At 55.9% G+C, this 24,823-nt stretch carries 19 protein-coding genes; 8 read left to right on the top strand and 11 right to left on the bottom strand.

Annotation, left to right across the window (positions count from 1 at the left end):
• Window positions 1-78 precede the first annotated feature (78 nt).
• Window positions 79-2,202, bottom strand: coding sequence for a TonB-dependent receptor (locus OCH02_RS17545; RefSeq protein WP_261432295.1), 2,124 nt, complete (start codon window positions 2,200-2,202; stop codon window positions 79-81).
• A 505-nt stretch (window positions 2,203-2,707) separates the two neighbouring features.
• Between OCH02_RS17545 and OCH02_RS17540 the strand changes: the two genes are divergently transcribed.
• Both OCH02_RS17540 and OCH02_RS17535 read left to right on the top strand, forming a co-directional pair.
• Window positions 2,708-4,309, top strand: a complete 1,602-nt coding sequence (locus tag OCH02_RS17540) for a condensation domain-containing protein (protein ID WP_261432294.1) — start codon at window positions 2,708-2,710, stop codon at window positions 4,307-4,309.
• A 71-nt stretch (window positions 4,310-4,380) separates the two neighbouring features.
• On the top strand, window positions 4,381-7,476 hold the full coding sequence (locus tag OCH02_RS17535) for an amino acid adenylation domain-containing protein (RefSeq protein ID WP_261432293.1): 3,096 nt from the start codon (window positions 4,381-4,383) through the stop codon (window positions 7,474-7,476).
• Window positions 7,477-7,570: 94 nt separating this feature from the next.
• On the opposite strand, the gene OCH02_RS17530 is transcribed toward OCH02_RS17535, so the two are convergent.
• Window positions 7,571-8,917 (bottom strand): condensation domain-containing protein, encoded by a 1,347-nt coding sequence (locus tag OCH02_RS17530; protein WP_261432292.1) that lies wholly within the window; start codon window positions 8,915-8,917, stop codon window positions 7,571-7,573.
• A 493-nt stretch (window positions 8,918-9,410) separates the two neighbouring features.
• Between OCH02_RS17530 and OCH02_RS17525 the strand changes: the two genes are divergently transcribed.
• The 4 genes from OCH02_RS17525 to OCH02_RS17510 all read left to right on the top strand — a co-directional run bounded on the left by OCH02_RS17525 (window position 9,411) and on the right by OCH02_RS17510 (window position 13,957).
• Window positions 9,411-11,009, top strand: a complete 1,599-nt coding sequence (locus OCH02_RS17525; protein ID WP_261432291.1) for an ABC transporter substrate-binding protein — start codon at window positions 9,411-9,413, stop codon at window positions 11,007-11,009.
• Between the two features lie 117 nt (window positions 11,010-11,126).
• Window positions 11,127-11,651: a cytochrome b561 gene (gene cybB, locus OCH02_RS17520; protein WP_261432404.1), complete on the top strand. Its 525-nt coding sequence runs from the start codon at window positions 11,127-11,129 to the stop codon at window positions 11,649-11,651.
• Between the two features lie 395 nt (window positions 11,652-12,046).
• Window positions 12,047-12,586 carry a hypothetical protein gene (locus OCH02_RS17515; protein WP_261432289.1) on the top strand — a complete coding sequence of 180 codons (540 nt, stop codon included), beginning with the start codon at window positions 12,047-12,049 and terminating at the stop codon, window positions 12,584-12,586.
• Between the two features lie 330 nt (window positions 12,587-12,916).
• Window positions 12,917-13,957 (top strand): NAD(P)/FAD-dependent oxidoreductase, encoded by a 1,041-nt coding sequence (locus OCH02_RS17510; RefSeq protein WP_261432288.1) that lies wholly within the window; start codon window positions 12,917-12,919, stop codon window positions 13,955-13,957.
• Between the two features lie 109 nt (window positions 13,958-14,066).
• Here OCH02_RS17510 and OCH02_RS17505 read toward each other — a convergent pair whose 3' ends face one another.
• The 7 genes from OCH02_RS17505 to gpt all read right to left on the bottom strand — a co-directional run bounded on the left by OCH02_RS17505 (window position 14,067) and on the right by gpt (window position 20,415).
• Complete coding sequence (locus OCH02_RS17505; RefSeq protein ID WP_261432287.1) at window positions 14,067-14,678, bottom strand: dTMP kinase; 612 nt, start codon at window positions 14,676-14,678, stop codon at window positions 14,067-14,069.
• A 162-nt stretch (window positions 14,679-14,840) separates the two neighbouring features.
• Window positions 14,841-15,239: a fosfomycin resistance glutathione transferase gene (fos, locus tag OCH02_RS17500; protein ID WP_261432286.1), complete on the bottom strand. Its 399-nt coding sequence runs from the start codon at window positions 15,237-15,239 to the stop codon at window positions 14,841-14,843.
• A gap of 348 nt (window positions 15,240-15,587) precedes the next feature.
• Complete coding sequence (gene proA / locus OCH02_RS17495) at window positions 15,588-16,841, bottom strand: glutamate-5-semialdehyde dehydrogenase (RefSeq protein ID WP_261432284.1); 1,254 nt, start codon at window positions 16,839-16,841, stop codon at window positions 15,588-15,590.
• A 9-nt stretch (window positions 16,842-16,850) separates the two neighbouring features.
• Window positions 16,851-17,954, bottom strand: coding sequence for a glutamate 5-kinase (proB, locus tag OCH02_RS17490; protein ID WP_012005410.1), 1,104 nt, complete (start codon window positions 17,952-17,954; stop codon window positions 16,851-16,853).
• 115 nt (window positions 17,955-18,069) lie between these two features.
• The gene (crl, locus tag OCH02_RS17485) at window positions 18,070-18,471 is read right to left on the bottom strand and encodes a sigma factor-binding protein Crl (protein WP_261432283.1); all 402 of its coding nucleotides are present in this window, start codon (window positions 18,469-18,471) and stop codon (window positions 18,070-18,072) included.
• Window positions 18,472-18,530: 59 nt separating this feature from the next.
• Window positions 18,531-19,778, bottom strand: coding sequence for an esterase FrsA (gene frsA / locus OCH02_RS17480; protein WP_261432281.1), 1,248 nt, complete (start codon window positions 19,776-19,778; stop codon window positions 18,531-18,533).
• A gap of 178 nt (window positions 19,779-19,956) precedes the next feature.
• A complete protein-coding gene (gene gpt / locus OCH02_RS17475) occupies window positions 19,957-20,415 on the bottom strand; it encodes a xanthine phosphoribosyltransferase (protein WP_012005407.1) in 459 nt (152 codons plus the stop codon).
• A gap of 324 nt (window positions 20,416-20,739) precedes the next feature.
• Between gpt and pepD the strand changes: the two genes are divergently transcribed.
• Window positions 20,740-22,200: a beta-Ala-His dipeptidase gene (gene pepD / locus OCH02_RS17470; RefSeq protein ID WP_261432280.1), complete on the top strand. Its 1,461-nt coding sequence runs from the start codon at window positions 20,740-20,742 to the stop codon at window positions 22,198-22,200.
• A 189-nt stretch (window positions 22,201-22,389) separates the two neighbouring features.
• Here pepD and dinB read toward each other — a convergent pair whose 3' ends face one another.
• The gene (gene dinB, locus OCH02_RS17465) at window positions 22,390-23,451 is read right to left on the bottom strand and encodes a DNA polymerase IV (RefSeq protein WP_261432278.1); all 1,062 of its coding nucleotides are present in this window, start codon (window positions 23,449-23,451) and stop codon (window positions 22,390-22,392) included.
• 196 nt (window positions 23,452-23,647) lie between these two features.
• On the opposite strand from dinB, the gene OCH02_RS17460 reads away from it, so the two are divergent.
• Window positions 23,648-24,532 (top strand): glycerophosphodiester phosphodiesterase family protein, encoded by an 885-nt coding sequence (locus OCH02_RS17460; protein WP_261432277.1) that lies wholly within the window; start codon window positions 23,648-23,650, stop codon window positions 24,530-24,532.
• 62 nt (window positions 24,533-24,594) lie between these two features.
• Here the strand turns inward: OCH02_RS17460 and nqrM are convergent, their stop codons facing one another.
• A complete protein-coding gene (gene nqrM / locus OCH02_RS17455) occupies window positions 24,595-24,822 on the bottom strand; it encodes a (Na+)-NQR maturation NqrM (RefSeq protein ID WP_261432275.1) in 228 nt (75 codons plus the stop codon).
• Window position 24,823 lies beyond the last annotated feature (1 nt).

Below are 24,823 nucleotides of genomic sequence, written 5' to 3'. Positions count from 1 at the left end.
CTATGCCGGGGCATCGGGGGAACGCTGATGATAAGAAGGGGCGTCGATACGCCCCTATGCAGACTGGTTGCTAACGCATCAGAATGTCAGTTCAACTGCCGCACCAACCATGCGCGGACGCTGCTGAGTCGCGGTATAAATGTCGTTGCCGCTGACCATCACGCGGCGCTCAGAGTCAAACAGGTTCTGTGCATACAGGGTGGCGCGCCCATAGGCGAAGGTGTACGCCAGCTGGGTATTCGCCGACCAATAGGAACCGATGCGCCCGCGTGAGTCGTTGTCGTACTGCGAGTAGTAAGAGTCCGAGAACGCCACGTTGCCGCTCAGTTCCAGCCCGGCCATCAGTTGGTACTTGGCCCCCATGTTGGCGGTATAAGCCGGCGCACGTGCCAACTCATGCCCATCAACGCCGCTGCCCGAGAACTTCTTGATCTTGGTCTTCAGCAGGCCAACGTTGGTGAACAGCTCGAAGTCCCAGCGCGGCTGCCAGGTCGCTCCCATTTCTGCCCCGTAGGTTTCCACCTTGTCGGCATTGCGGATCACCGATGAGTTTGGCCCCAGAGAATACGGCAGCTGCATGTCCTTGTAGTCGTTGTAGAAGATATTGCTGGTCAGAATGACGTTGGCGTCTTTCAGGTGGTGGCGGGTGTAGAGTTCATAGTTCCAGACATACTCGGAACCGTAGGTATAACTGACCACCGGCACACCAATCGTGATACCGCCGCCGCCGGCGTTATAGCCACGTGCCACCTTGGCACCGTAGGTCTGGGTATCCGTCGGTTTCCAGGCCAGATCCAGCTTCGGCAGGAACACCGTGTAGGTTTCGTCGAAGTCGATACGCACCGCCTGGCTGCCGCCATTGCGCTGGCGGTGTTCTCGCTCCAGGCGGCTGGCCGCGGTCAGGTCTACCTGTGGCGTGATGGCATAGGTCAGTTCGGCGAACGCCGAATGGGTGTCGGTTTTATCTTTGAAACTGGAACCGCCGAAAATATTAACGAACTCATCCTGCTTGGCGTGGAAATAACGCAGCCCCGCCAGCCCGTGCAGGCGGCTATCCGGCCCGCCAAAGCGCGCCACCGGCTCCACATGCACCTCTTTACCCCCAATTTCGGCATACTGAATGTTATAGGCGGTAGGACGGTTGATATTAAAGTCGGTGTAAATAACGCGGTTTTCCAGCGTCAGGCTGTCGGACTGCTCCCAGGCCAGATCCCAGACGCCGCTATTCGAGTTGCTTTTAAACACCGCACGGCGCGGATCGTGACGCAGGCCGGCCGGGTGCACCAGCGGATTGAGGCTCTCGTTCTGTGGAGAGGTGCTGCCAAAGTGGTTAAAGGTCAGCTTGGTGGTCAGTTCACGCATCCCCGCCGGGTTGAACAGCAGCTTGGCGCGGGCGGTGGTAGCCTCTACCTCGCGTGGGTCACCCACGGGTTCATAAGCTGGCAAGTCGACGTCACTGCGGCGGCGCTGACGGTCAACGCTGACGCGGAACGCCAGTTGATCTTCCACCAGCGGGCCGGAAGCCATGGCAGACAACTGAGATGAATGTTGATTACCAACCCCGCCCTTGAAGGCACTTTCCCAGTCAAAAGTAGGATCCTTACTGGTCATCACTATGGCACCGGCAATGGCGTTACGCCCCTGGATATAACTCTGTGGACCGAGGAACACCTCGACACGATCCAGATCCCACAGCGACTGCGGGCCGAATGCCTGCTCGTTATAGGTTAATGAGCGCCCATCCAGTGACAGGTTGAGGCGCGGGCGGGTACCGCTGAGGAAGGCATTGGCACCGGTATTCGGGCCGGAGCCGTCGATGCCGCGCACGGTCGGCAGATTGTTGCCAATGCCCAAATCCACCACGTTGGGGGTCATGCGCAGCAAATCGGGGACCTGCAACGCATTGGGCATAGAGGCAATGCGTTCACTGTCGAACACTTGCACGCTGGAGCCGGTATCAAAAATGCTGCGCTTGATTTTTTCGCCGGTGACCAACAGGCTTTCCGAGTCCTGCCAGTTATCGTTACGTTTGCTGTCTGCGGTTTCCTGAACCTTCTCGTCCACAACGGCGGCGTTAACGCTACCCACGGACAGAGAAAAAAGACCCAGAAAGAGTGAGGAAAATGCCCCAATGGCCTGTAAGCCTGCTTTTTCCTTGTTTCCTACGATTTTATGCCTTTGAGCCGCTGAATGCTTGCTCATAGATGTATTCTCCTTTCATCCCAGATGCACAAAAATTTAATTGTTTTCACATAGGTAACGACGCTGCTTTTCACATTGACAATGGCATTGCGGCCTTCCTGGCCTTGCTGTTGCATATCCTTGCCGCAGACAAACGCCCCACCCCCGATGCGCAGCGGGTAGAGGCTGATTTTTGTCTGGAAACGTAAAGAATTGTTAATAATGATAATATTTTACATATTTTAATGCAAATCATTATCACTTGAGAGAACGAATACTATGAAAAACAATCAGAAAGGAGATCGGTAAAGCAAAAGCTTCACATCACTAAAAAATCAATAATTTCATTTAAAAATAATATAAAAACATAAGCATATCAGCGTTAATAATTCCCCCCTCTGAGTAATTCCCCGCCTTACCCACATTATTCCCATGCGTTATTACAATAAATATTAATAGCAATAATTTTCATTCTCATTAACATTGTAATATATTCTTACAGTCTCTCAATATTGATGGAAACCCGATGAAAGCCTTGACCACGATGCAGGCCGCCTACTGGGTGGGTCGGCAATCCGCAGCGCCGCTGGGAGACGTCTCTGCCCACCTGTATGCGGAATTTAACTGCTGCGACCTGGACGTCGAACGACTGAGACAGGCCGTTGCCATTCTTTACCTGCATCACCCCATGTTGCGCCTGCAGATCACTACCGATGGCCAGCAAACTATCGCCCCCTGCGGCCCGCAACATGGCCTGCACCTGGATGATTTTAGCCACGCGGACACTGCCGATGTTACCCACCGGCTTGCCGAAAAACGTCTGGCGAAAAGCAGCCAAAAGCTGCCGCTGGAACAGGGCATCCCCTGTGATATCAGCCTCAGCTTGCTGCCGGGTGGCCACAGCAGGTTACATGTCGATCTGGATATGATTGCCGGTGATGCCATGGGCTTCCGCGTGCTGATGGAGGATTTGGCGCGTTTTTATCATCAATGTCCGGCTGCGCCGAGCGACAACGGCGTTGCCTACTTTGACTATCTGGAGCGGCAGCAAGCTGATACAGAGCTTCAGGCACGCCGCACCCGCGCGCAGGCCTGGTGGCGTGAGCGGCTAGCCCAGCTGCCGCCCGCCCCCCACCTGCTGCGTACCCCGGGTCTCTGCCGTAGCGATCGGCTGGCGCTGCAACTGAGCGCCAAAGAAACCAAAACGCTGGAACACGTCGCCAAAGCGCACCGCATCACGCTTTCATCATTGTTTTTAGCGCTGTTCGCCGTCACCGTCGGCCACGGCTGGAAGCTGTCGCGCTTTCGGCTGAACGTACCGCTGTTCCATCGGGCCGAAGAGAACGTCGACAATCTGATTGGCGACTTCTCCAACTTGGTGCTGCTCGGCGTAGAGCTGGATCCGGCAGAAAATCTGCCAGCCTTCTGCCGACGCCTGATGTCGCAGTTAGCGGAATTGATCGCCCATGCCGACTATCCGGGCGTCAGCGTGATGCGCGATCTGTCACGCCTGCAGGGCAGCATGCAGCCTTCACCGGTGGTATTTACCGCCGGTTTCGGCATTCGCGGCAAAGCGCTGTTCTCAGGCAATGTCACCCGCACCTTTGGTCCGCTGGAATGGGTGATTTCCCAGGGACCGCAGGTGGCGCTGGATGCCCAGGTGGCACACGCCAACGGAGGCATTCTGATCAACTGGGACGTGCGCCTGGATGCCTTCCCCGATCGGCTGCTGCCGCAGTTGTTTGCCACCTATGGCGCCTTGCTGAAACAGGCCGCCAACCAACCGGGCAGCTTCAATCTGCCGCTGGCGCAGTGGCTGGCACAGTGTTCCCCACCGGCATTGGCCCGCCAAATACCGGTGCGCCAATTGCTGCATCGTTTGCTGGCGCGCGTGGTACCGGACGCCAGACTGAGCGATGACGACGACATCAACGCCCTGCCATTGCCGCAGGACGGCCTGCTGGCCTTACTGGCGGTGGTGAACAAATATCTGTCGGTGGCGCTGACCCCGGCGGACGTAGCGGCGAACCCATCCCCGGCGGCCCTTGCCGCACTGATCTGCCGGCAAGCGCCCAACGCCGCCGAGGGGGCGCAAATACTGCTGAAGGGGCTGGCACCCAAAGCCTGATACCGGTGACGGAGGCGTAGCCTCACGCGGTCCGCATTTTTTTAGTTGGTTAGCGACAATAGGGAAATACCATGGAGACACCATTAACCCCGCTTCAGCAGGCTTATCTGCTCGGCCGCAGCGAACAATGGCCGCTCGGCGGCGTGGCAATGCACGACTTTCGCGAATATCACGGCCTGCGGCTGGATTTGGCACGGCTGGAAGCCCGGCTGAGTGACCTGGTACAACATTACGCGGCGCTTCGCACCTGCATCGATCTCCAGCGCTTTACTCAGCATGTTCGGCCGCAAGCCACTCTTAACCTGGAGCGACAGGATCTGCGGACGCTCAATCATCAGGCCGCACAACAACGTCTGGTCGATCTGCGCGAGCAGTATTCGCACCAGCGCCACGACCCCACGCAGCCGCTGTGGCGTATTGTCGCCATTCAATTGCCAGAGATGCAGGACGTGGCAGGCAACCCTTACGACAGCGTGATTTTCACCAGCTTCGACGCACTGATCCTCGACGGTCAGGGCATCTCCAGCGTGATCGCCCGGCTGTTTGACGATGCGCCACTGCCGCCAATCGCCCCGCCAAGCCCACCGGTCACTGCCACGGCAGAACAGCGCCAGGCCGACGCCGCCTACTGGCAGGCCAAACTGCAGGACATCACCACCCCGTCGGCGTTGCCGTGGCGCACTCCGCTGGCCACTATCAAATCTTCGCGCTACCGTCGTGCCAGCCTGACGTTACCGCGAGAGCTGCTGAAACAGTTCTCTCGCCTGGGTTCCGCCCATGCCCTGCTGCGCAACAGCAGCCTTTCGGCGCTGATCCTCGATACGCTGGCGCAATGGACCACCGACGGCGAACTTTGCGTTGGGATACCGGTGGCATTTCCTGCGGCGGATGGCTCACTCAGTAACGCTTCTACCTTCGTGGCGGTACGTTATACCCGTCTGTGGGGGAGCTTTGTCAGCCGCGCGCAGGCGCTGCAAGACGACGTGCTGGGCGCACTCGATCATCTGACATTTTCCGGCGTTGATCTGGCGCGGCAGTTGCAAAGCCACAGTCAGGGATCACCTGCGCTGCCGGTGATCCTCACCAACTGTCTGGGTTGGGAGACGCTGCCGGCCCATGCACCAGTGCGTTATTTTGACGGCGTAACCCAGACACCGCAGGTGGCGATCGATATCCGGCTGACGCAGGATGCCGACAACAACCTGCTGTTGTGCGTTGACTACGCCGAGCAGGCGCTGGATGGCGAACAGGTGCAGGCGATGCTGGACGCGCTGCAGCGCCGGGTGCTGCTGATGTGCCAAGAAGGCGAGTTGGAGATTGCGTCGGCGCAGTTTATCGATTACCGGCACTACCGGCATAACCACAGTGAAATGGCCTTCCGCACCTATCCTTATCTTGCTCAGTTGGCTGAACGACTGTTTAACGATCCGCAGCCGCGACCGGCGCTGATCTGCGATCAACAAAGCCTGACTTACCCGCAGCTTGGCCGACAGGTCACCGCGGTAATGGCCAATCTGCAGCAGCGCGGGCTGGGGCGTGGCAGCGTGCTGGCGCTGTATCTGGCACGTAGCCCGGAGCATGTCACTGTCTCGCTGGCCTGTGCGCTGCTGGGGATTATCTGGGTGCCGATCGACATTAACTCGCCGCCGGAACGCACCGCTTATCTGTTGACCAACTGTCGGCCCGATCTGGTGGTACAGCGTGGTGAACTGGAGACGACGAACGGGGTAACGCCGGCAGAGCTGCTCGCCCCGCCAGCAAGCCTCGCAGCATTACCGGACAGCCAGACGCTGACCGAGCGCAGCGCCAGCAGCGAGGCCAGCTATTACCTGTATACCTCCGGCACCACCGGCAAGCCGAAGTGCGTGGTGCTCAACAACCGCGCCACTGCTAACGTCATCGGCCAGACCCTGCAGCGCTGGGCTGTCACCGCCGATGATGTGATGATCTCGGTCACGCCGCCGCACCATGATATGTCGATGTTTGATCTGTTCGGCTCACTCAGCGCCGGTGCAACGCTGGTATTACCGGCCCCGCACCAGGAAAAAGACGCCATCAGCTGGAACCAGTTGGTGGAGCGCCATCGCGTCAGCCTGTGGTGTTCGGTACCGGCCATTTTGGAGATGCTGCTCACCTGCAAAACTGACGACAGCCTGCGTTCGCTGCGGCTGGTGGCTCAGGGTGGCGACTACATCAAACCGGCCACGGTGCAACAATTGCGTGGCCTGCGCCCGGATATCAGCCTGTACTCGCTCGGCGGGCCAACCGAAACCACCATCTGGAGCATCTGGCACTCGATAGCACCGCAGGACACCGGAACCGTGCCCTATGGCCAGCCACTGCCGGCCAACCAGTATTTTATTTGCCATGACGACGGCAGCCACTGCCCGGCCGGTGTGGTCGGCCGCATCCACACTGCCGGGGTGAATCTGGCATTGGGCTATCTGGAAGACGGCGATTTAAAACAGCATGATTTCGTCACGCTGGATGGGCCAGACGGTCAACCGCTGCGCGCCTTCCGCACGGGCGACCAGGGTTACTATCGTGCCGATGGCAATATCCTGTTCGCCAGCCGGGTGAACGGCTACGTAAAAATCCGTGGCGTGCGCGTCTCGCTGCCGGAGATTGAAGACGTACTGCGTGGACACGAGGCGATCCTCGACATCGTGGTGGTGGATTACCCTGGCGGAGATAACGGAGAAACCACGCTCGGGGCGATGTACCTTACTCACGACGGCGAACCGCTGTCGCTGGCGGCGATCCGCGCGTTCTCAACCGGTTACCTGCCCTGCACCCATATCCCGACGCGCTTCATCCATGCCGAAGCGCTGCCGCTTTCGGGCAATGGCAAGACAGACCGCCACCGCATCCGCGCCGCCTTCAGCATCGAACGGGCAGCGCCGGGTTTAAACGCCTGCGCAGCACCATTGCCAAGCGCCGCACCGGCCAATAGCGGCAAGGTTTTAGCTATCTATTTGCAGACCATCGGCGCAACGCCGCGCCCGGAATGGGGGGATGAAACCGCTTTTATCAGCATGGGGTTGAAACTGCCGCACATTCGGCAGGTGGCCGCGCAGCTCAACGACGCTTTCGGCACCCGTCTGCCACCCACGCTGCTGATCCCCTGTAAAAATGCCCGGGAGGTCGCAGCGCTGCTGGCGCGTTAACACTGTTTAAACGTAGGGGCGCTGCATGCTGCGCCCTCTCACCTCACCCAAGGGTAAATCGGGTCGAACGTGTTCGACCCCTACCGGATAGCCATCAGGCGGGAATCGCCATCAGTTCACCGACCGCCGTTTCCAACGCCTCTTCCTGTAACGCACGCAGTAAAAACGCCTGCAGGGCATTGCCATAGTCGGCAACCCCAGCCGTGGGGAACTGCTGCACGTAAATATCAACATCCAGATACAGATCGCCGGCATCGGTGCGCCCACGGAAGGTCAGGTTAGCGCCGTCGCCAGAGCCGCCAGCCAGTACCCGCCGCGTGCTGGTGCAGCCGCTGAAACCGGCCGGATCAAACGGCTGAACGTTGATAAACGGAGAGATAAACAAACGCGAAGCCGGCGTCACGCCGCGATCGGCAGCAATCTGTCGCAAGCGATAACCGGCGTGACTGCGCAGCTCACGCAGCCTCTGCGCCATGTCTGACAAAAAACGTCCCAGCGTCTCCTCCCCGCGCAGTGATACCAAAAACGGCAACGTATTGACCGCCAGCGCCGGAGTATTGGTCGCCTGACTGCTACGGCGATTCATCACCGGCATCCATAGGATACGCGTATCGCCTTTATCATGTGGCAACGGCGGTAAAGTAAAGAACAGCCAGGCGGCGGACAGTGCCAACAGCAGATCGGGCCAGCCAATACCGCTGCGCTCCGATAGCCAACGCAGCCGCAGAGAAATCTCTTCCGGCAGTGCGGTGCTGGAACTCAGGCATTTCACGCCGTATTCCCGGCCGCCTTTGCGCACCGTCGGCAAGGTCTGCAACGGCGGCAGATAGTTCTGCCAAAAAAGCCGATCCTTTGAGCAGCGTTCTGAAGCTGCATAGGCCAGTTCATGATGCTGGAAAGTGCTGAAGGTGCCCAGAGCCTGCCCCGCCGCGGCGTTGCCAAGGAAGTGCGCATACAGCGTGGCGCAGCGATGTTCGACCAACGCCATACCGAAGCCATCGATCACAATATGATGGGCGCGCAGATACCAGATGTAGCGCGACGGCTCCAGTTTGATCAGCCACGCGGCCGCCATCGGCTCACGGCATAAATCTATCGGTCGTTCGACATCCACCTGCATCAGCCGCATCGCCGCCCGATAAGGATCGGACTGCGCCTGCAGATCAATACGCTGCAAGGACGGCACCGATTGAGGATCGTAACGCTGCAGTGGCGGGCTATCGCCAGTGCCGGCGCTAAACCGCAGGGCAAACGCCTGCGTTTCCGCCATGGTGAGTGTGATTGCCCGAGCCAGCGCCACCTCGTCCACCGCGCCACGAAGTTCGGTGACGTGGGCGACGGTGGAAAAAGGTTGCCCAGGGTGCAAGGTAAATTCGTCCCAGAAGTCTAACTGCGCCGGTGTCAGCGGCAGCCATTCAGTAGCTAAAACAGTTCCCGACATGTTACCTACCTTTGAAAAGCCATAAACAAATGTTGAAACAACACAAGCCAAAACCCCGCCGCCGCAAATTACGTTTGAAAGCGGCCAAAGCGGGATGAATGCTGGACACGGCTGGGTGCCCCGTAGGCAAACTGCCCGGCGTGTTCCTGCTTATTGTGGTTGGCGTGCCTGACCTCCCTGGTTCAGGTAAAACGAGACGGCGTGGGCCACTAAAAACAGTGGCCACAGCGCACTGAAAATATTTCATCTCAATTGCAAATGAAAATGAAAATGATAATAACACTTATTATCGTTTTTCATGAAGATAGAACAACCTGTTCATACCACAAACTTGCTTAACGAGCCGGAGCGTGACTAAGCAGGAATATCGGGAGAGAACTCTCATCTCCCAGTTCCCATATCTGCTATCAATCACTTATATTTAAATTGAGGGCTGCCTGAATGCCAATGCGGCGGCAGTGTCCTCAATCAACCTGAGGGAGCCATCCATTTTATGCGTTTAAAACCAAGCACTGTGGGTCTGTTATTGGCAGGTACCGGCCTGTTGACGGCGGGCAATGCCCTGGCCGCCAGCGATACCCTGGTCTACTGCACCGTAGCCTCACCGGAGTCTTTCAACCCGCAGCTATCGAGCTCCGGAACCACTTTTATCGCCACCTCGCAGGTGTTGTACAACCGCCTGCTGACGCTGCGTGAAAGCGATAAAACCCCCGCTCCCTCACTGGCGACCGAGTGGACCATCAGCCCAGACGGCAAGACCTACACCTTTACGCTGCGCAAGGGGGTGAAATTCAACAGCAACAAGTTCTTCACCCCAACGCGCGACTTCAACGCCGAGGACGTAGTGTTCACCGTGATGCGTCAAAAAGATGCCAATAATCCGTATCACAAGGTGTCCGGCGGCAACTACGAGTACTTTACCGACACAGGGCTGGACAAGCTGATCACCAAAGTGGAAGCGGTGGATAACGACCACGTGCGCTTTACCCTCAGCCAGCCTAACGCCGCCTTCCTGGCGGACTGGACCATGGACTTCGCTTCGATTCTTTCCGCCGAATATGCCGACGCCATGCTGAAAAAAGGCACGCCGGAGAACGTCGATAACTGGCCGATCGGCACCGGTCCGTTCGCGCTGCAACAGTACAAACAGGATTCACTGATCCGCTACATCGCCAACCCGCATTACTGGCAGGGCGAGGTCGCCAGCAAGCACCTGATCTTCTCCATCACGCCGAACCCGCAAACCCGGCTGGCGAAGCTGAAAACCAACGAGTGCCAGATTATCCCAGCCCCGCTGGCGGAACAGTTTGACGCCATCAAGAGCGACAAAAACCTGCAGCTGCACAGCATCGACGGCCTGAACGTCGGCTATCTGGCATTCAATACCCAGAAGAAGCCGTTTGATAACGTGCTGGTGCGCCAGGCGCTGAGCTATGCGGTGGATAAAAAGGCCATCGTCGCTGCGGTGTTTAAAGAAAGTGGCACCACGGCTAGCTCGATCCTGCCGCCGGGCATGCTGGGCTACAACGACAAGCTGCCGGAATACGCTTATAACCCGGACAAAGCGCGTGAACTGCTCAAGCAGGCCGGGCTGGAAAAAGGCTTTGAGACTGACATTTGGTCAATGCCGGTGGCGCGGCCTTACAACCCTAATTCACGACGCATCGCCGAGATGATCCAGAGCGACTGGGCAAAAGTGGGCGTGAAGGCCAAAATTGTCACCTGGGAATGGGGCCAGTACCTGGCCGGGTTACGCAAAGGGGAACAGCAAAGCGCGCTGTACGGCTGGATGTCGGATAATGGTGACCCGGACAACTTCGCCACCCTGCTCAACTGCGCCGGCGTACAGACCGGGGCCAACGTGGCCCGTTGGTGCGACAGCAGCTATGACAAGCTGATCCATCAGGCAATTTCGGTCAGCGCCCCGGCCGAACGCGCCAAGCTTTACCAGCAGGCGCAGGTGATTTTTGCCAAACAGGTGCCCCTGCTGCCATTGGCTAACGGCAAGGTGTTCTACGCCACCCGCAGCAACGTCAGCGGCTATGTGGTTGACGTTAACGGCAGTGACTTCGCCAAAGCCAAGGCCGACTGAGTTGCAGCCCGCGCCGGATGATATTCACATCCGGCGCTTTCCTCATCTGTAACATTTGATTACTCTCATCGGCACTGTGATTTAATATTAAAAGGCAGCCCGGTGCAGAACTCTTATATGCCAATGCAGATCCGTCTGCACTGGCTGGTAGCGATCCTGTTGGTCGTGACCTGTACGACGATTGAGCTGAGAGGCTTTAGCGTACCGGGCACTCCGCTGTGGTATGTCCTGGTGGTGACCCACTTCAGCTGTGGGGTGACGGTCTTTGTATTGATGATCGCCCGTCTGTTCCTGCGCTGGCGCCACACCAGCCCTGCCATCAGCCCGAAGTCGGCTAAATGGCAAACTGGCGCGGCGCATCTGGTGCACAGCCTGATTTATCTGCTGTTACTGACACTGCCGGTGCTGGGCGTTTATTCCCGTTATCTGGGCGGTAAAGAGTGGTTTCTGTTTGGGTTGCCCATGCCCTTTACCGAAGTCGCTGACCGACCACAGGCGCGGATGATTATCGGCTGGCACAAGACGCTGGCGGCCTTCGGCTATTGGCTGATTGGGCTGCATGCAGCCGCGGCGCTGTTCCATCATTACATCGTTAAGGACAATGCGCTGGTGCGTATGCTGCCATGGCTGAAAAAGCGTTAGCCACCGGCGACAACGCCAACAACACAATAATAAGCCGGTGAATATAAGCTAATGGATATAATCCATTAGCTTATTAATTTCATGCCACAGCTACAGTTTCTGGATGGCTGAAAATAAAAACAACGACCGGCGAGTTGTATCTATTCCAGTTATTGACTAAGGTTATTCATACAAATCATAAGCCCATGGGCTGACGAAGAACCGTCACCAATATTATTAGCCACTCATTATATTCATCTTAAAAAACGCCAGTTTTTTTTCAGAAGAGGTGCGTCATGCCCTGTGGTCACACAAGGCGATGCAGTGCACCCTATGATTTCATTAATTAAATTCCATCGGCTACACACACGGGAAAGTTAATATTAACTTCCCATCATAAAGTCAGGAGCAAAGTAATGAAAATAATGACTGGCGTTATTTTACCTACGCTTGCCGCCATCACAATGGCGGGTATGGCACACGCAGCAGACAGCAAACAACCGGTGACCGGCAAAGAGACCGTTACCCTGGAACACGTGCATGCCGTGCAAGAGAATGGCAGCCCCGCGCCCAAGCATGATGCCGCCTGTATGAAGGAGCTTTCGATGCCGACCTCCAAGTATGTCGGGATGAAAGTCACCAGCGAATACACCGTTAACCCCAGCTCGATGATGATGTCCGCGAAATCGATGCTGCCATCCCCGATGGCTACACAGCCACTAGAGTTGACGGTTGATTTGTCCGCTCTCGGTATGGAAGGGGTTTATGCCTTTGGTGCCTTCAAACCCAATGTGTTACCGCAGGACTATGTTTATTTCACCATTGGCAAAGATTTTAAAAACCCCGTCAGTACCTTTATGATTATTAATAAAGGTAAAGAATATAACTGCGTTATTTCCAGCTCAAACAAGGCGATGAGTAAGGAACAACGCAAACATCTTATGGTTAAGAAATAACGAGAATAATGATGGGGTAATACTGGGGGCTACGGGTGGTTTTTACTGCCCTGGCCCCTTATTTGATCAGATAACAACGTCCGCCGGGTCCCTGTCACGTTCACCCATAATGATTAATTCTCTTGGTTAACTGATTGCTTAACAAGCCGGTTTGGGGATAATGGCAGACATTCGATTTTGAAATATCACTCACCGGAAGCGCCATGACCTCAGTTTATCCAACCGAGAATCAATCAGTGATAAAAACACCTCGGGGTTGCTCGTAAAAAATAGCTTTTTCATCATGACATGAATATGTTTCCCACACATTGGAAGGTTACAGTGGCCAGTATGAAAAAAAAGATCGTTGTGGTGGGTGCCGGAATCACTGGCGTTTCAATCGCATGGCATCTTGCCAACCTTGAGTTTGACGTCACTATTATTGAACAAAATATGCCTGCATCCGGGGCGACCGGCAGCGCATTTGGCTGGCTGACCGGCGTGGTGTGTGATGATGCGCCTGATGTGCTTCTTCGGCGCGCAGCACTTGCGGACTGGCACAGACTAGAAGAACAAATTCCGGAGCTTCAGATTAACTGGAGTGGTTCATTAAAATACGGCGCAAGGTCTCAGGCCTGCCTACCGGACGAACGCCTCCTCGACAGAGCCGGAATAGCCAATCTTGAACCTGCGTTGGCACTTCCCCCCGCTGAAGCCCGCTATGCTGCAAAAGATGGTGCCATCGATGCCACCGAAGCGACACGTATAATACTGGACAAAGCCTGTGGTAAAGGGGTTGTACTGCAAAATCAAACGACAGTTACGGGCATCTGCATGGCCAAAGGCAAGATGACAGGCGTCCTGACCTCTCGAGGTCAACTGGAGGCGGATTGCGTTGTGCTGGCTTGTGGAAAAGGTATTCCCGCTCTGACTGCACTGATGGGTACCCCTGTTCCTGTTCTGACATCACCTGCCATATTGCTGCGCTTTGCGGCACCCAAGTGCATAGTCAAAACTATCATCGCAGGTGACGATATCGAGGTTAGGCATGCACGTAACGGGGATTTATTAGCAGCAGAGGATTATCCGGAACACGGATGTGTCAGAGAAACGATTATCGCTGCTCAGGCCTTAGTAAGAGACAGGCTCAGGGACGCAGAGTCGGCTTCGCTCACCCAATACTCAGTAGGAGAGCGCCCTGTTCCGCAGGATGGGTATCCCGTTCTCGGCTTTACTGATGAGTCCGAGGGCGTTTATGTCGCAGTGATGCACCCAGCGGTTACTTGCGCAGCGACGATCGGGAGGCTGGTCGCTGAAGAATTACGCGTCGGTAAGAGCGATGAAATCCCTGAGTGTTACCGTCCATCTCGCTTCAGACATAAGTCTTTATAGCAAAATCAATAAATTGATTAGCACTGACCTGCGACATGTTTATTAACATCCTGAATGTTATTTACGTCCGCTTCTGGCACAAAACTGCCCATGGCAAGAACGTGGTGCATCATCCAAGCACTCTGTAGATCTCGGTAATCACCTGCATCACTGCGTCTTCAATCCTTCCTTCGTTACGGCATAAAACCCAGCCGTGATTGGCAATTTCTCGCTCGAACGCCTTGGTACAAGCGACATGCTCTTCCAGCTTATAAATCACCGTGCTACTTAGCCCACGCGATCGGGCCGCGGCCCTCGCCCATGAAATTTCAGGCGCAGTAACCACCCCGACATGCAGGTCTGGCGTTCGCACGTTTCGTTCAATGTTAAGCTGTAAAATCTCTGCAAATGGCACCATCCGGCGAAACGCGGCATCCGACGGGTACCAGCGATCCATCAAGATAATGCTGTCCGGTGGCTGTTTAGCCAGCACGTGCTGGGAAATCCAGGCACGGCTATCAGCAAAGCGCTCACAAACCTCCAATTCCAAATCCAGGGTGGGATTTCTGGCGAACTGGTTAACGAGGGCCATTGTTTCCCCTCTGTAGGGATCGCTTTTTTTCTCGCAAAGTCGGATCACCTTCTTGTTGTCTGCCCTTAGTACTTTCGTAATGGCCTCCAACAGTGTGGTTTTACCGGCTCCCTTGGGCCCATCCAGGGAAACAAACAGCTGACGGCTCATTCTTGAAATGACGATTGATATAGGGTTTTTGTATAGCTTGCATCTGACAAAAGCATCTTACTTCCTTCGTATGAATAGCTGCGCCTCTTCGTGCGTTGGAGCCGCTTGGCGCATCAGCGCCAACCAAATAGATGGATCTTATAAACAGACACCGATGACCATTCAGAAGAACTCCATGCCTTCGTATGGCTGAGTGCGGCAAGCACGGATGCGGCTCTCAAGGTCTCCATCATGGATCTCAAGCCTGTGGCCATCGGGGTCTAAAAAGTAGACGGACTGTCCCTCGCTCTTGTTAGTTTTCCATTCTGGAACACCAGACGACCTCAATCGTTCAACGAACACATCGAATTCTTCGGTAGGAATACTGAATGCATAATGCGTGTAGTCATCACCAACAGAGACTTTATCCACTGAAAGACACAGCCAGAGCTCACCCAGCGAAAGGTAAGCGCCATGATCCCATTTGGCTTTAGGTGTGAACCCAAGCATCTCAACATAAAAATTCAGGCTCTTTGCTAGGTTACTCACTGCAAGGGTGATGTGATTTAGTCCGGTCAACATGTAGAACTCTTTAGCAGGGCGCAGAAAGATTTAATTTATATGATTTATATTTCTTTGCCCATAAAGACACTTAATGGGTCCGTAGCTCAAGATCGCCTTTATCAACGTCTGAAATGTGAAACATTGGCTATGCCTGATTCATTTTTAGCTTTTAAATCTACCCTATTTTTTCTCATTGGCCTGCTCACCGTTGATTAGATAGCGTTGCATCGACCCGTTGAACTCACAGCACAAAGCCGACTGTCAGATAGGGTTTCGCTTAAGCCAACAACGCTAAGCTCCCTCAAAGACAAAGGGCACAGTCCAAATGAACTGCGCCCCTGCATTTTCTAAACACCGAACTAAAAGTTAACTGCGAACCAAATCATCACCGTAGCCGATCCACTTGTAGGTGGTCAGTGCGTCCAGGCCCATTGGGCCGCGGGCGTGCAGTTTCTGGGTGCTGACGGCCACTTCTGCGCCCAGGCCGAACTGGCCGCCGTCGGTGAAGCGGGTGCTGGCGTTGACGTATACCGCGCTTGAATCCACCGCACGCACGAAGTGCTCGGCGCTGCTCAGTGAACGGGTGAGGATCGCGTCTGAGTGGCTGGTGCCGTGGGTGCGAATATGGTCGATGGCCTGATCGATGTCATCCACCAGCGCCACGTTCAAGTCCAACGACAGCCATTCGTCGTCGTAATCTTCCGCCGCTACCGCCACCACCGTTGCCGGGCCGTCTTGCAACAGCGGCATGGCGTTCTCCGCTGCGTGCAAGGTGACGCCGACCGCCGCCATTTTGTTGCTCAAGGCAGGCAGAAACTCTGCGGCGATATTGCGGTTCACCAGCAGCGTCTCCAGCGAGTTACAGGCGCTTGGGCGTTGGATTTTGGCGTTCTCGATCACCGTCAGCGCTTTGTCGAAATCAACGCTGTCATCCACATAGGTATGGCAAACGCCGATACCGCCGGTGATCACCGGGATGGTCGACTGTTCGCGGCACAGTTTGTGCAGGCCCGCGCCACCGCGTGGGATCAGCATGTCGACGTAGCGATCCAGGCGCAGCAATTCATTCACCAGGGCGCGATCCGGGCTTTCAATCGCCTGCACCGCTGCCGCCGGCAGGCCGCACTGTTCCAGCGCCTGCTGGATCACTTTAACCGTCGCCTGGTTGGTGTGGTGGGTTTCTTTACCGCCGCGCAGGATCACCGCGTTGCCGGTTTTCAGGCACAGGCTGGCAACGTCGATGGTGACGTTCGGCCGTGCTTCATAAATCACGCCAATCACCCCCAGCGGTACCCGGCGGCGTTCCAGCTTCAACCCGCTGTCCAGCAGGCTGCCGTCCAATACGTGGCCGACCGGGTCGTTCAGGCGGCATACCTGACGCACGTCATTGGCGATCGCCGCCAGGCGTGCCGGGGTCAGTAACAGACGATCGAGCAGCGCTTCGCTCATCCCGCTGGCGCGTGCCTGCTCCATGTCCTGTTCGTTAGCCTGTAAAATCACTTCGCTTTCGGCTTCCAGTTTGTCGGCAATCACCGACAGCACCTGGTTTTTCTTCGCCGTGCTCAGCACCGCCAGTTGCCAGGAGGCCTGCTTGGCGGCCTTCCCCATCTGCTCCAGCATGCTCACTCCTTAGCTGACAATCATATCGTCGCGGTGAACTGCCACCGGGCCGTATTCATAACCGAGAATTTCGCTGATTTCCTGCGAGTGGTGACCGGCAATCATGCGCATCGCGTCGCTGTTATAACGGCTGACGCCGTGCGCCAGATCGCGCCCCGTCAGGTTGCGGATACGGATCACTTCACCACGGGAGAAATCGCCTTTGACTTCGCGGATGCCCTTCGGCAGCAGCGAGCTGCCACGCGCCATAATGGCGTCGACCGCACCGTCGTCGACGGTGATTTCACCGGCCGGGGGTGCGCCGAAGATCCAACGTTTACGGTTTTCCAGTGGGGTTTCCAGCGCATGGAAACGGGTGCCCACCGGTTTGCCTTCAATCACATCAGCCACTACGCCCGGCTTGCTGCCAGCGGCGATGATCACGTCGATACCCGCGCGGCAGGCCACGTCGGCGGCTTGCAGCTTGGTGCCCATGCCACCGGTACCCAGCCCGGAAACGCTGTCGCCGGCGATGGCGCGCAGTGCGTCGTCGATGCCGTGTACTTCACGGATCAGCTCTGCCTGTGGGTTATTACGTGGATCGGCGGTGTACAGCCCCTGCTGATCGGTCAGCAACAACAGTTTGTCGGCCCCGGCCAGGATCGCCGCCAATGCCGACAGGTTGTCGTTGTCACCCACCTTGATTTCTGCGGTCGCAACCGCGTCGTTCTCATTGATCACCGGCACGATACGGTTGTCCAGCAACGCCGTCATGGTGTCACGCGCATTGAGGAAGCGTTCGCGGTCTTCCAGATCGGCACGCGTCAGCAACATCTGCCCGACGTGGATGCCATAAATGGAAAACAGTTGCTCCCACAGTTGGATCAACCGGCTCTGCCCGACCGCCGCCAGCAACTGCTTGGAGGCGATGGTGGCAGGGAGTTCGGGGTAGCCCAAATGTTCGCGCCCGGCGGCAATCGCGCCGGAGGTGACGATAACGATGCGGTGACCCGCTGCATGCTGTTGTGCGCACTGGCGAACCAGTTCGACAATATGGGCACGGTTAAGACGCAGCGATCCGCCGGTCAACACGCTGGTGCCCAATTTCACAACCAGTGTCTGGCTGCCGTTCATAGTGTTTCTGCCGTGTAAGATGAGAAGAATAGTACTAGGGACTTTGTAACAGGAGAGACGCGTTATGCCAACAGGCACAACGCGAAATCAGCAGAATACTTGCGGTCAAACGGGGTCAGGCGGAAAGTTTAATCAGTTTTTCTTTGAAATCAGCGGCGGGTTCAAGCGTCAACTCCATGGTGGCCAGCAGTTCGCCCAGACGACAATGGAAGTCACGCAGGGTGGTTTCCAGCTTGGTTTTGACTTCAGTATCCTTAATCTTTTCCGGCGTCCACTGCCCTTCTTTATCAAACAGGCCAAACTGATAGGCGTAGGTGAAACGCGTATCTTCAGCATGCAGTTCGATCCACCAACCCCAGAACTCTCGCAGCTCCGGAGCAGGCTTGACATTGACGCAGACGGCTAAACAATCAAAGAAAAAACGGTCGTTCTCACATTGCCCTTCACGCAGATACGGCCCCAAGCTGGCGAAACGTTTCATTAGTCGGCTTTTAGGGTGACCACTCGGTAACGTCATTCTTAAGCTCCTCAATGTAGACCATTCTTTTTAACAAATTGTTAAAATTTAGCAACTAATTAACGCATTTTATCTTTCATCCAATGGGACATTTGCTGCAGCGCCTTGTGGAAACTGCTGTACACCGGTTTGCGCGGTATGGCGATCAGTTTGCCGTCCATCGAGGATGAAACGATCAGTTGCGACTCTTCTTTCGGGCTGAGCGGATCCTGCTCCCAGTACCCGGCCAGCATCGGGGTCGGGCAACGGCGGCCCAACAGCCCCTGGGTTTTCAGCGAATAGCTGTTCAACTCGACCTTCAGCACATGATCCGAAGCGTTGGCCATCCCCATTCGGCTGGCCAGCACGTCCATATACATATCCGGTACGTGCTTCTGGGTGCTGCTGTCGCACAGCAGGCGATGCACCACCGGCCCCAGGCAGGCCACGCCACGCAGCCGCTGTGGCTCCAGATAGGCCAGACGCACCGCCACATTAGCGCCAAAGCGGAAGCCAAACGCGGTAACGCGCTGATGGTCAATCCAGGGTACCGAGGTTAACTGGGTCAGCACCTGCTGATGCAGGAAACTGGAATCTTGCGTCAGCTTCCACTTGTAAGAAGAACCGATGGAAGGCATATCAATGGTCAGCATGGCGATACCCTGCGGTGCCAGATAATCGCGGAACAGGCGGTGATAGTCGGTCTGCAGGGTATCCAGGCTGCCGCACATCAGCACCGTCGGGAACGGCGCTTCGCCCTTCTCCGGCAAATGCAGGAAGCCGGTGATGCTGCTGCCACCTTCAATGCGAAACTCCAGCTCTTTCAACTGGTACGGCAGTAACAGCGCGGCCTCTTCGTAAGCCCGGTTGGACAATGCCTCCGCCTGCTCGGCCAGTTCATCGCCTTTCAGATGCGGGTAGCCGGCAATGCTGTAAAAGTTGGCGGCGTTGAGCCAATATTGGCCGCCGATCAGCGGATCCTGCTGTTCCAGCGCACGCTGCTGCCAGAGCATGCCCTGATGCACCCATTCGTAGATCCAGTTGCCATTACGGTAACCGACCACGGTATCCAGCCATTTGTCGTTGGTGTGTTCCACATCCGCGACGGCAATGCGTGCCAGCACTTCGTTGATTTCAATGGGATCGACACCGCGCCAGGCCCACAACAGCGGGTTGAGCATGCGGTACCAATTGCTGACGGTATTCCCCTCCAGCGTGGAATGCAGATCGACACTGACTTTACTGCGCGAGCGCAGTACCAGAGTTGAGGTCTCAGGGTGTTTGAATGAGGGTTTGAACAGGATTTCAGAAAGGTTGGCTTGTGCCATGGTAACAACAGCCTCCGTAAATCTGGTAATAGGCGGCAAACAGCCTAATAAACTGGAGGTAGTGTACCTAAGTCTGGCGCGATAAACCCGTCATACTTGAAGGCGCATCTGTGGGTCAGAAATCAGAAATGCAAACGCCCGGCTCTGCCGGGCGTTTTAACAAATCAGCGTGGTAAACTTAACGACCGCCAATCGGTGGCACGAAGGTCACCGCCATGTCCCATGGCTGTTCGATCCAGGTATCCTGTGGGATATCAACCACATAATCGTCTACCAGCGGGCGTCCTGCCGGTTTGGCGAAGATAGTGACGAAATGTGCTTTTGGGTACATTTCACGGATCGCTTTCGCGGTGCCGCCAGTATCCACCAGATCGTCGATAACGATAAAGCCTTCACCGTCGCCTTCGGCGCGCTTGAGCACTTTCATTTCGCGTTGGTTGTCATGGTCATAGCTGGAAATGCAGACGGTATCCACGTGGCGAATACCCAGCTCACGCGCCAGTAAGGCAGCCGGTACCAAACCGCCGCGGCTTACGGCAATAATGCCCGTCCATTGGTCAGCAGGCAGCAGGCGGTGAGCCAGTTTGCGCGCTTGCATTTGCAGCATGTCCCAGGTAACAACGTATTTTTCGCTCATAGAATGGTGTCCCAGCCAGCAGTGGTGCGGCTTACTCAGTAATCAGGGGAAAAAAGGTTGCGCGAGATTATAAAGACTGACTGCACCAAATACCAGTTGTACCTTGGAATTCATAAGTATTTCGTCTGGTGATTGATGCTGAATAAATGAGCAATGACCAACCAAACTAGTGTGATCAAGCGCTTAAACAGCGCAATACGGTACGGGCACCGCCCGGAATAAAGTGATATTCTCTGGAGATCGTGCCAAAGCCGCACAGATGCCCCTAACCCTAACCGAGCGGCATTCCCGCACTGCCGAGAATGCTGTTACAGGAGACTTATAGTGTCTGAATTGTCTCAACTTTCGCCACAGCCGCTGTGGGATATTTTTGCCAAAATCTGCTCTATTCCGCATCCTTCTTATCATGAAGAAGCGCTGGCACAGCACATCCTCGAGTGGGCCAAAGAGAAACACCTGCACGCCGAGCGTGACCATGTAGGCAACATCCTGCTGCGCAAGCCCGCCACCAAAGGGATGGAAAACCGCAAGCCGGTTGCTCTGCAAGCGCACCTGGACATGGTGCCCCAGAAAAATAACGACACCGTGCACGACTTCGCCAAGGATCCGATTCAGCCGTACATCGACGGTGAGTGGATCAAAGCGCGTGGCACCACGCTGGGGGCCGACAACGGTATCGGCATGGCCTCCGCGCTGGCCGTACTGGCCGACGACAGCGTCGAGCACGGCCCATTGGAAGTGCTGCTGACCATGACCGAAGAAGCCGGCATGGACGGTGCGTTTGGCCTGCAGGCTAACTGGCTGCAAGCGGATATTCTGATCAACACCGACTCAGAAGAAGAAGGCGAGATCTACATGGGTTGCGCCGGGGGTATTGATTTCATCACCACCCTGCCACTGCAGCGCGAAGCCGTGCCTGCCGGTTATCAGACCCTGAAGCTGACGATCAAAGGCCTGAAAGGCGGCCACTCTGGCGCGGATATCCACGTTGGGCTGGGCAACGCCAACAAACTGCTGGCGCGCTTCCTGTTCGACCATAGCGCCGAGCTGAACCTGCGCCTGCTGGACCTGAACGGTGGTACGCTGCGCAATGCTATTCCGCGTGAAGCCTCTGCGGTGGTTGCCGTGCCGGCCGAGAAAGCCGATGCGCTGAAAGCGCTGAGCCAGGCGTTCCTGGCTACCCTGCAAAACGAGCTGGCAGCCAAAGAGAAGAACATTACCGTTTTGCTGGAGCCTGTCACCAGTCCCTCTCAGGCGATGACTACCGATAGCCAACAGCGTTTTGTGGCGCTGCTCAATGGCACGCCAAACGGTGTGATCCGCATGAGCGACGCGGTGAAAGGCGTGGTGGAAACCTCACTGAACGTGGGCGTAGTTACCACCAGCGACAGCGAAGCAGAAATCATCTGCCTGATCCGCTCACTGATCGACAGCGGTAAAGACTACGTTGTCGGCATGCTGACCGCACTGGGCCAGTTGGCCAACGCTAAAGTATCACCAAAAGGCGGCTACCCAGGCTGGCAGCCAGACGCGGACTCACCGGTGATGCATCTGGTGCGCGAAATTTATCAGGATCTGTTCAACAAGACGCCGAACATCATGGTGATCCACGCCGGTCTGGAATGCGGTCTGTTCAAAAAGCCGTACCCGAACATGGATATGGTATCGATTGGGCCAACCATCACCGGGCCGCACTCGCCGGATGAGCAGGTGCATATCGAAAGCGTGAGCCTGTACTGGAAGCTGCTGACGGCACTGCTGAAAGCGATCCCGGAACGCGCGTAATATTCCAGATAAACCAAAGGCGCAATTATTTGCGCCTTAGTTTGGTGACAAACACCCGAAAAACGTGGTTTTCGGATGTTTGGGATAAACCAGAAGACATAATTCTTTGTTTTTATTAGTACCTAAAACAGTACTTTTAGCTACAAATGACTTTGTCAGCAGTCTGAGGCGCAATTATTTGCGCCTTTGTTATTCCCAGGGTAGCAGCAGTTGCCGCTCCAGCTGCGGATCCAGCAGCGTCACGTGCAACCCGACCAGTCGCACCCCGCGTCCTTCGCGTCGCTCACGCCATACCTGCCGCGCCACGTTGATCAAATCGTCTTTATTCAGTACTGGCCAAACGTGTTCCTGCGTCGTTTGCTGGAAATCCTGAAACTTCAGTTTTACCCCCTGCCGGGCGATGTGCAGATCCGGTTTTACCTTACGCAACCGCAATTCCAGCTCGGGATAAAGTTTGTCGACGATCAGCGCTTCGCAGTCCTCCCAGTCATGGATATCTTCCGCCAGCGTGCGTTCCACCCCCACCGATTTACGCAACCGCTCTGGCGAAACCTCACGCAGATCGATCCCCTGACAGCGCTCCCACAGCACCCGGCCAAATTTACCGAAGCGCTTTAACAGCGCCGCCAGGTCGTATTGCTGTACGTCGGCGCAGGTGATCAGCCCCACTTCCTCCAGACGTTTGGCGGTCACTTTGCCCACGCCGGGGATTTTACTCAGCGGTAACTGCTGTAAAAAAGCCGGCACCTGCGCCGGGGTGATGACGTATTGTCCGTTCGGCTTATTCAGCTCTGAGGCAATTTTGGCGAGGAACTTGATCGGCGCGATACCGGCAGAAGCGGTGAGATTAAGTTCGTCGGAGATCGTCCGGCGGATTTGCTCGGCGATCAACGTTGCCGAGCCGTTGCACTGGCTGCAGTCGGTCACGTCCAGATAGGCTTCATCCAGCGACAGTGGTTCAATCAGCGGGGTGTAGCGGGCGAAGATTTCGCGGATATGCTGCGAAGCTTCCTTATACGCCGCCATGCGGCCGGGCAGCAGCTTAAGGTGCGGGCAAAGCTTGAGCGCCATCGCCGTCGACATCGCGCTGTGCACGCCATAGCGGCGCGCAGGATAGTTGGCGGTGCTGATCACCCCACGCCGGTCGGCACTGCCGCCGATCGCCAACGGAATATCGCGCAGGCTGGGATCGTCGCGCATTTCTACCGCTGCGAAGAAGCAGTCCATATCGACATGAATGATTTTACGCATCGCGCCTCCAATAATACTGTATAAGTATACAGGCAACAATGGAAAGCTCAAGCCTCGGCTCTATTCGGAGAAAACAGGGTTTCACCCAATTATCTTCGACTTGTTAAAAAAGCGTAATTTTTCAATAGTACGCTGTGGCAAATTAGTCGCCACAGTTACTGACAACAATAACGCTACGCACAGGAAGGTGCCTTATATGAAAACATTATCGGTCTATTTGTTAGCTTCAGCCTTATCCCTGATATCCCTTGCCGCTACCGCAGCCCCCGCCATCATCGCTCACCGTGGTGGTACCGCCGACGCTCCTGAAAATACCCGCGTCGCCATTGAAACCGCACTGAAAAACGGTGCCGACGCCATCTGGATCACCCTGCAGGAATCCAAAGACGGTGTAATTGTGTTGTACCGTCCTTCGGATCTGAAAGCGCTAACCAATCAGCAGGGGCTGGTTTCCGCTTTTACGGCTGAACAACTGGCGAAAGTCGACGCCGGTTGGTCATTTGCCAAAGGTGAAAGCCACCCGTTCCGGGGTAAAGGCATTGGCATTCCTCGCTTGGATGAGATCCTCAATGCCTTCCCCAAGGTTAACTTCTATCTGGATATCAAATCTCCAGACGCAGACCCTGCCCAGTTCAGCAAAGCCCTGCTGGCAACGCTGGAGAAGACCAACAGCCTGAATCGCACCCGCGTGTACTCCACCGATGCCAAATATCTGCAGGCGCTGCCGTCGGCGATCAAGCGTTTTGAAACCCGCGATAAAACCCGCGACCTGCTGGCGAATATCAGCCTGTCGCACCTGTGCGAGTTGAAGCCAGACCATCAGCAACCGCGCTGGTACGGGCTGGAACTGAAGCGTGAAGTGGAAGTGGTGGAGAAATTTACCCTGGGTGAAGGGCGTTCCAAGGCGTTTTTGACCTGGGATAAAGAATCGATCGACTGCTTCCGCTCGCAAGGGCCGGCGCACATCATTCTGTTCGGCATCAACTCTCCGGCGGAATACCAACAGGCGCTGGCACTCGGGGTCGACGGAGTGATGGTCAACTCACCGGCCGACGCGAAAAACTTTCGCCAGGCCAAATAACCGATAGAAAAAGGGGCGCTGCATGCGCCCCTTGTAGTCAGATAATCCGATGCTTTTCCAAGTCAGATAATCCGGTGTTTTTCCAACAGCTGCTGGCGCAGCGCCTCTTTCTCCAGTCGCTTCTTGCGTGCATCGCAAGGTTCAGGACAGTCACAGACTTTATCCATCCCCAGCGCCGTAATGCCGCCGCAGCTGCCCTGCAGGCTTTTACGTTTGAACACGTAACCCAACGACATCCCGCCGACAATCAGCAGAAACAACACGAAGCTGGCGATAAATACTGTCAACATA

Origin of the sequence: Serratia quinivorans (genome assembly GCF_946227985.1) — a bacterium.
Taxonomy (GTDB): Bacteria; Pseudomonadota; Gammaproteobacteria; order Enterobacterales; family Enterobacteriaceae; genus Serratia; species Serratia quinivorans_A.
Note: the sequence above shows the minus strand (reverse complement) of the source record. Positions and strands in the feature narration are given on the sequence as shown.

Excerpts from the sequence above, each read along its gene's own strand:
- OCH02_RS17540 (WP_261432294.1), top strand. The coding sequence starts at position 2,708 with ATGAAAGCCTTGACCACGATGCAGGCCGCCTACTGGGTGGGTCGGCAA.
- gpt (WP_012005407.1), bottom strand. The coding sequence starts at position 20,415 with ATGAGCGAAAAATACGTTGTTACCTGGGACATGCTGCAAATGCAAGCG.
- frsA (WP_261432281.1), bottom strand. The coding sequence starts at position 19,778 with ATGGCACAAGCCAACCTTTCTGAAATCCTGTTCAAACCCTCATTCAAA.
- OCH02_RS17510 (WP_261432288.1), top strand. The coding sequence starts at position 12,917 with ATGAAAAAAAAGATCGTTGTGGTGGGTGCCGGAATCACTGGCGTTTCA.
- OCH02_RS17515 (WP_261432289.1), top strand. The coding sequence starts at position 12,047 with ATGAAAATAATGACTGGCGTTATTTTACCTACGCTTGCCGCCATCACA.
- OCH02_RS17545 (WP_261432295.1), bottom strand. The coding sequence starts at position 2,202 with ATGAGCAAGCATTCAGCGGCTCAAAGGCATAAAATCGTAGGAAACAAG.
- OCH02_RS17505 (WP_261432287.1), bottom strand. The coding sequence starts at position 14,678 with ATGAGCCGTCAGCTGTTTGTTTCCCTGGATGGGCCCAAGGGAGCCGGT.
- fos (WP_261432286.1), bottom strand. The coding sequence starts at position 15,239 with ATGTTGACCGGACTAAATCACATCACCCTTGCAGTGAGTAACCTAGCA.
- OCH02_RS17535 (WP_261432293.1), top strand. The coding sequence starts at position 4,381 with ATGGAGACACCATTAACCCCGCTTCAGCAGGCTTATCTGCTCGGCCGC.
- cybB (WP_261432404.1), top strand. The coding sequence starts at position 11,127 with ATGCCAATGCAGATCCGTCTGCACTGGCTGGTAGCGATCCTGTTGGTC.
- OCH02_RS17460 (WP_261432277.1), top strand. The coding sequence starts at position 23,648 with ATGAAAACATTATCGGTCTATTTGTTAGCTTCAGCCTTATCCCTGATA.
- dinB (WP_261432278.1), bottom strand. The coding sequence starts at position 23,451 with ATGCGTAAAATCATTCATGTCGATATGGACTGCTTCTTCGCAGCGGTA.
- crl (WP_261432283.1), bottom strand. The coding sequence starts at position 18,471 with ATGACGTTACCGAGTGGTCACCCTAAAAGCCGACTAATGAAACGTTTC.
- proB (WP_012005410.1), bottom strand. The coding sequence starts at position 17,954 with ATGAACGGCAGCCAGACACTGGTTGTGAAATTGGGCACCAGCGTGTTG.
- OCH02_RS17530 (WP_261432292.1), bottom strand. The coding sequence starts at position 8,917 with ATGTCGGGAACTGTTTTAGCTACTGAATGGCTGCCGCTGACACCGGCG.
- proA (WP_261432284.1), bottom strand. The coding sequence starts at position 16,841 with ATGCTGGAGCAGATGGGGAAGGCCGCCAAGCAGGCCTCCTGGCAACTG.
- OCH02_RS17525 (WP_261432291.1), top strand. The coding sequence starts at position 9,411 with ATGCGTTTAAAACCAAGCACTGTGGGTCTGTTATTGGCAGGTACCGGC.
- nqrM (WP_261432275.1), bottom strand. The coding sequence starts at position 24,822 with ATGTTGACAGTATTTATCGCCAGCTTCGTGTTGTTTCTGCTGATTGTC.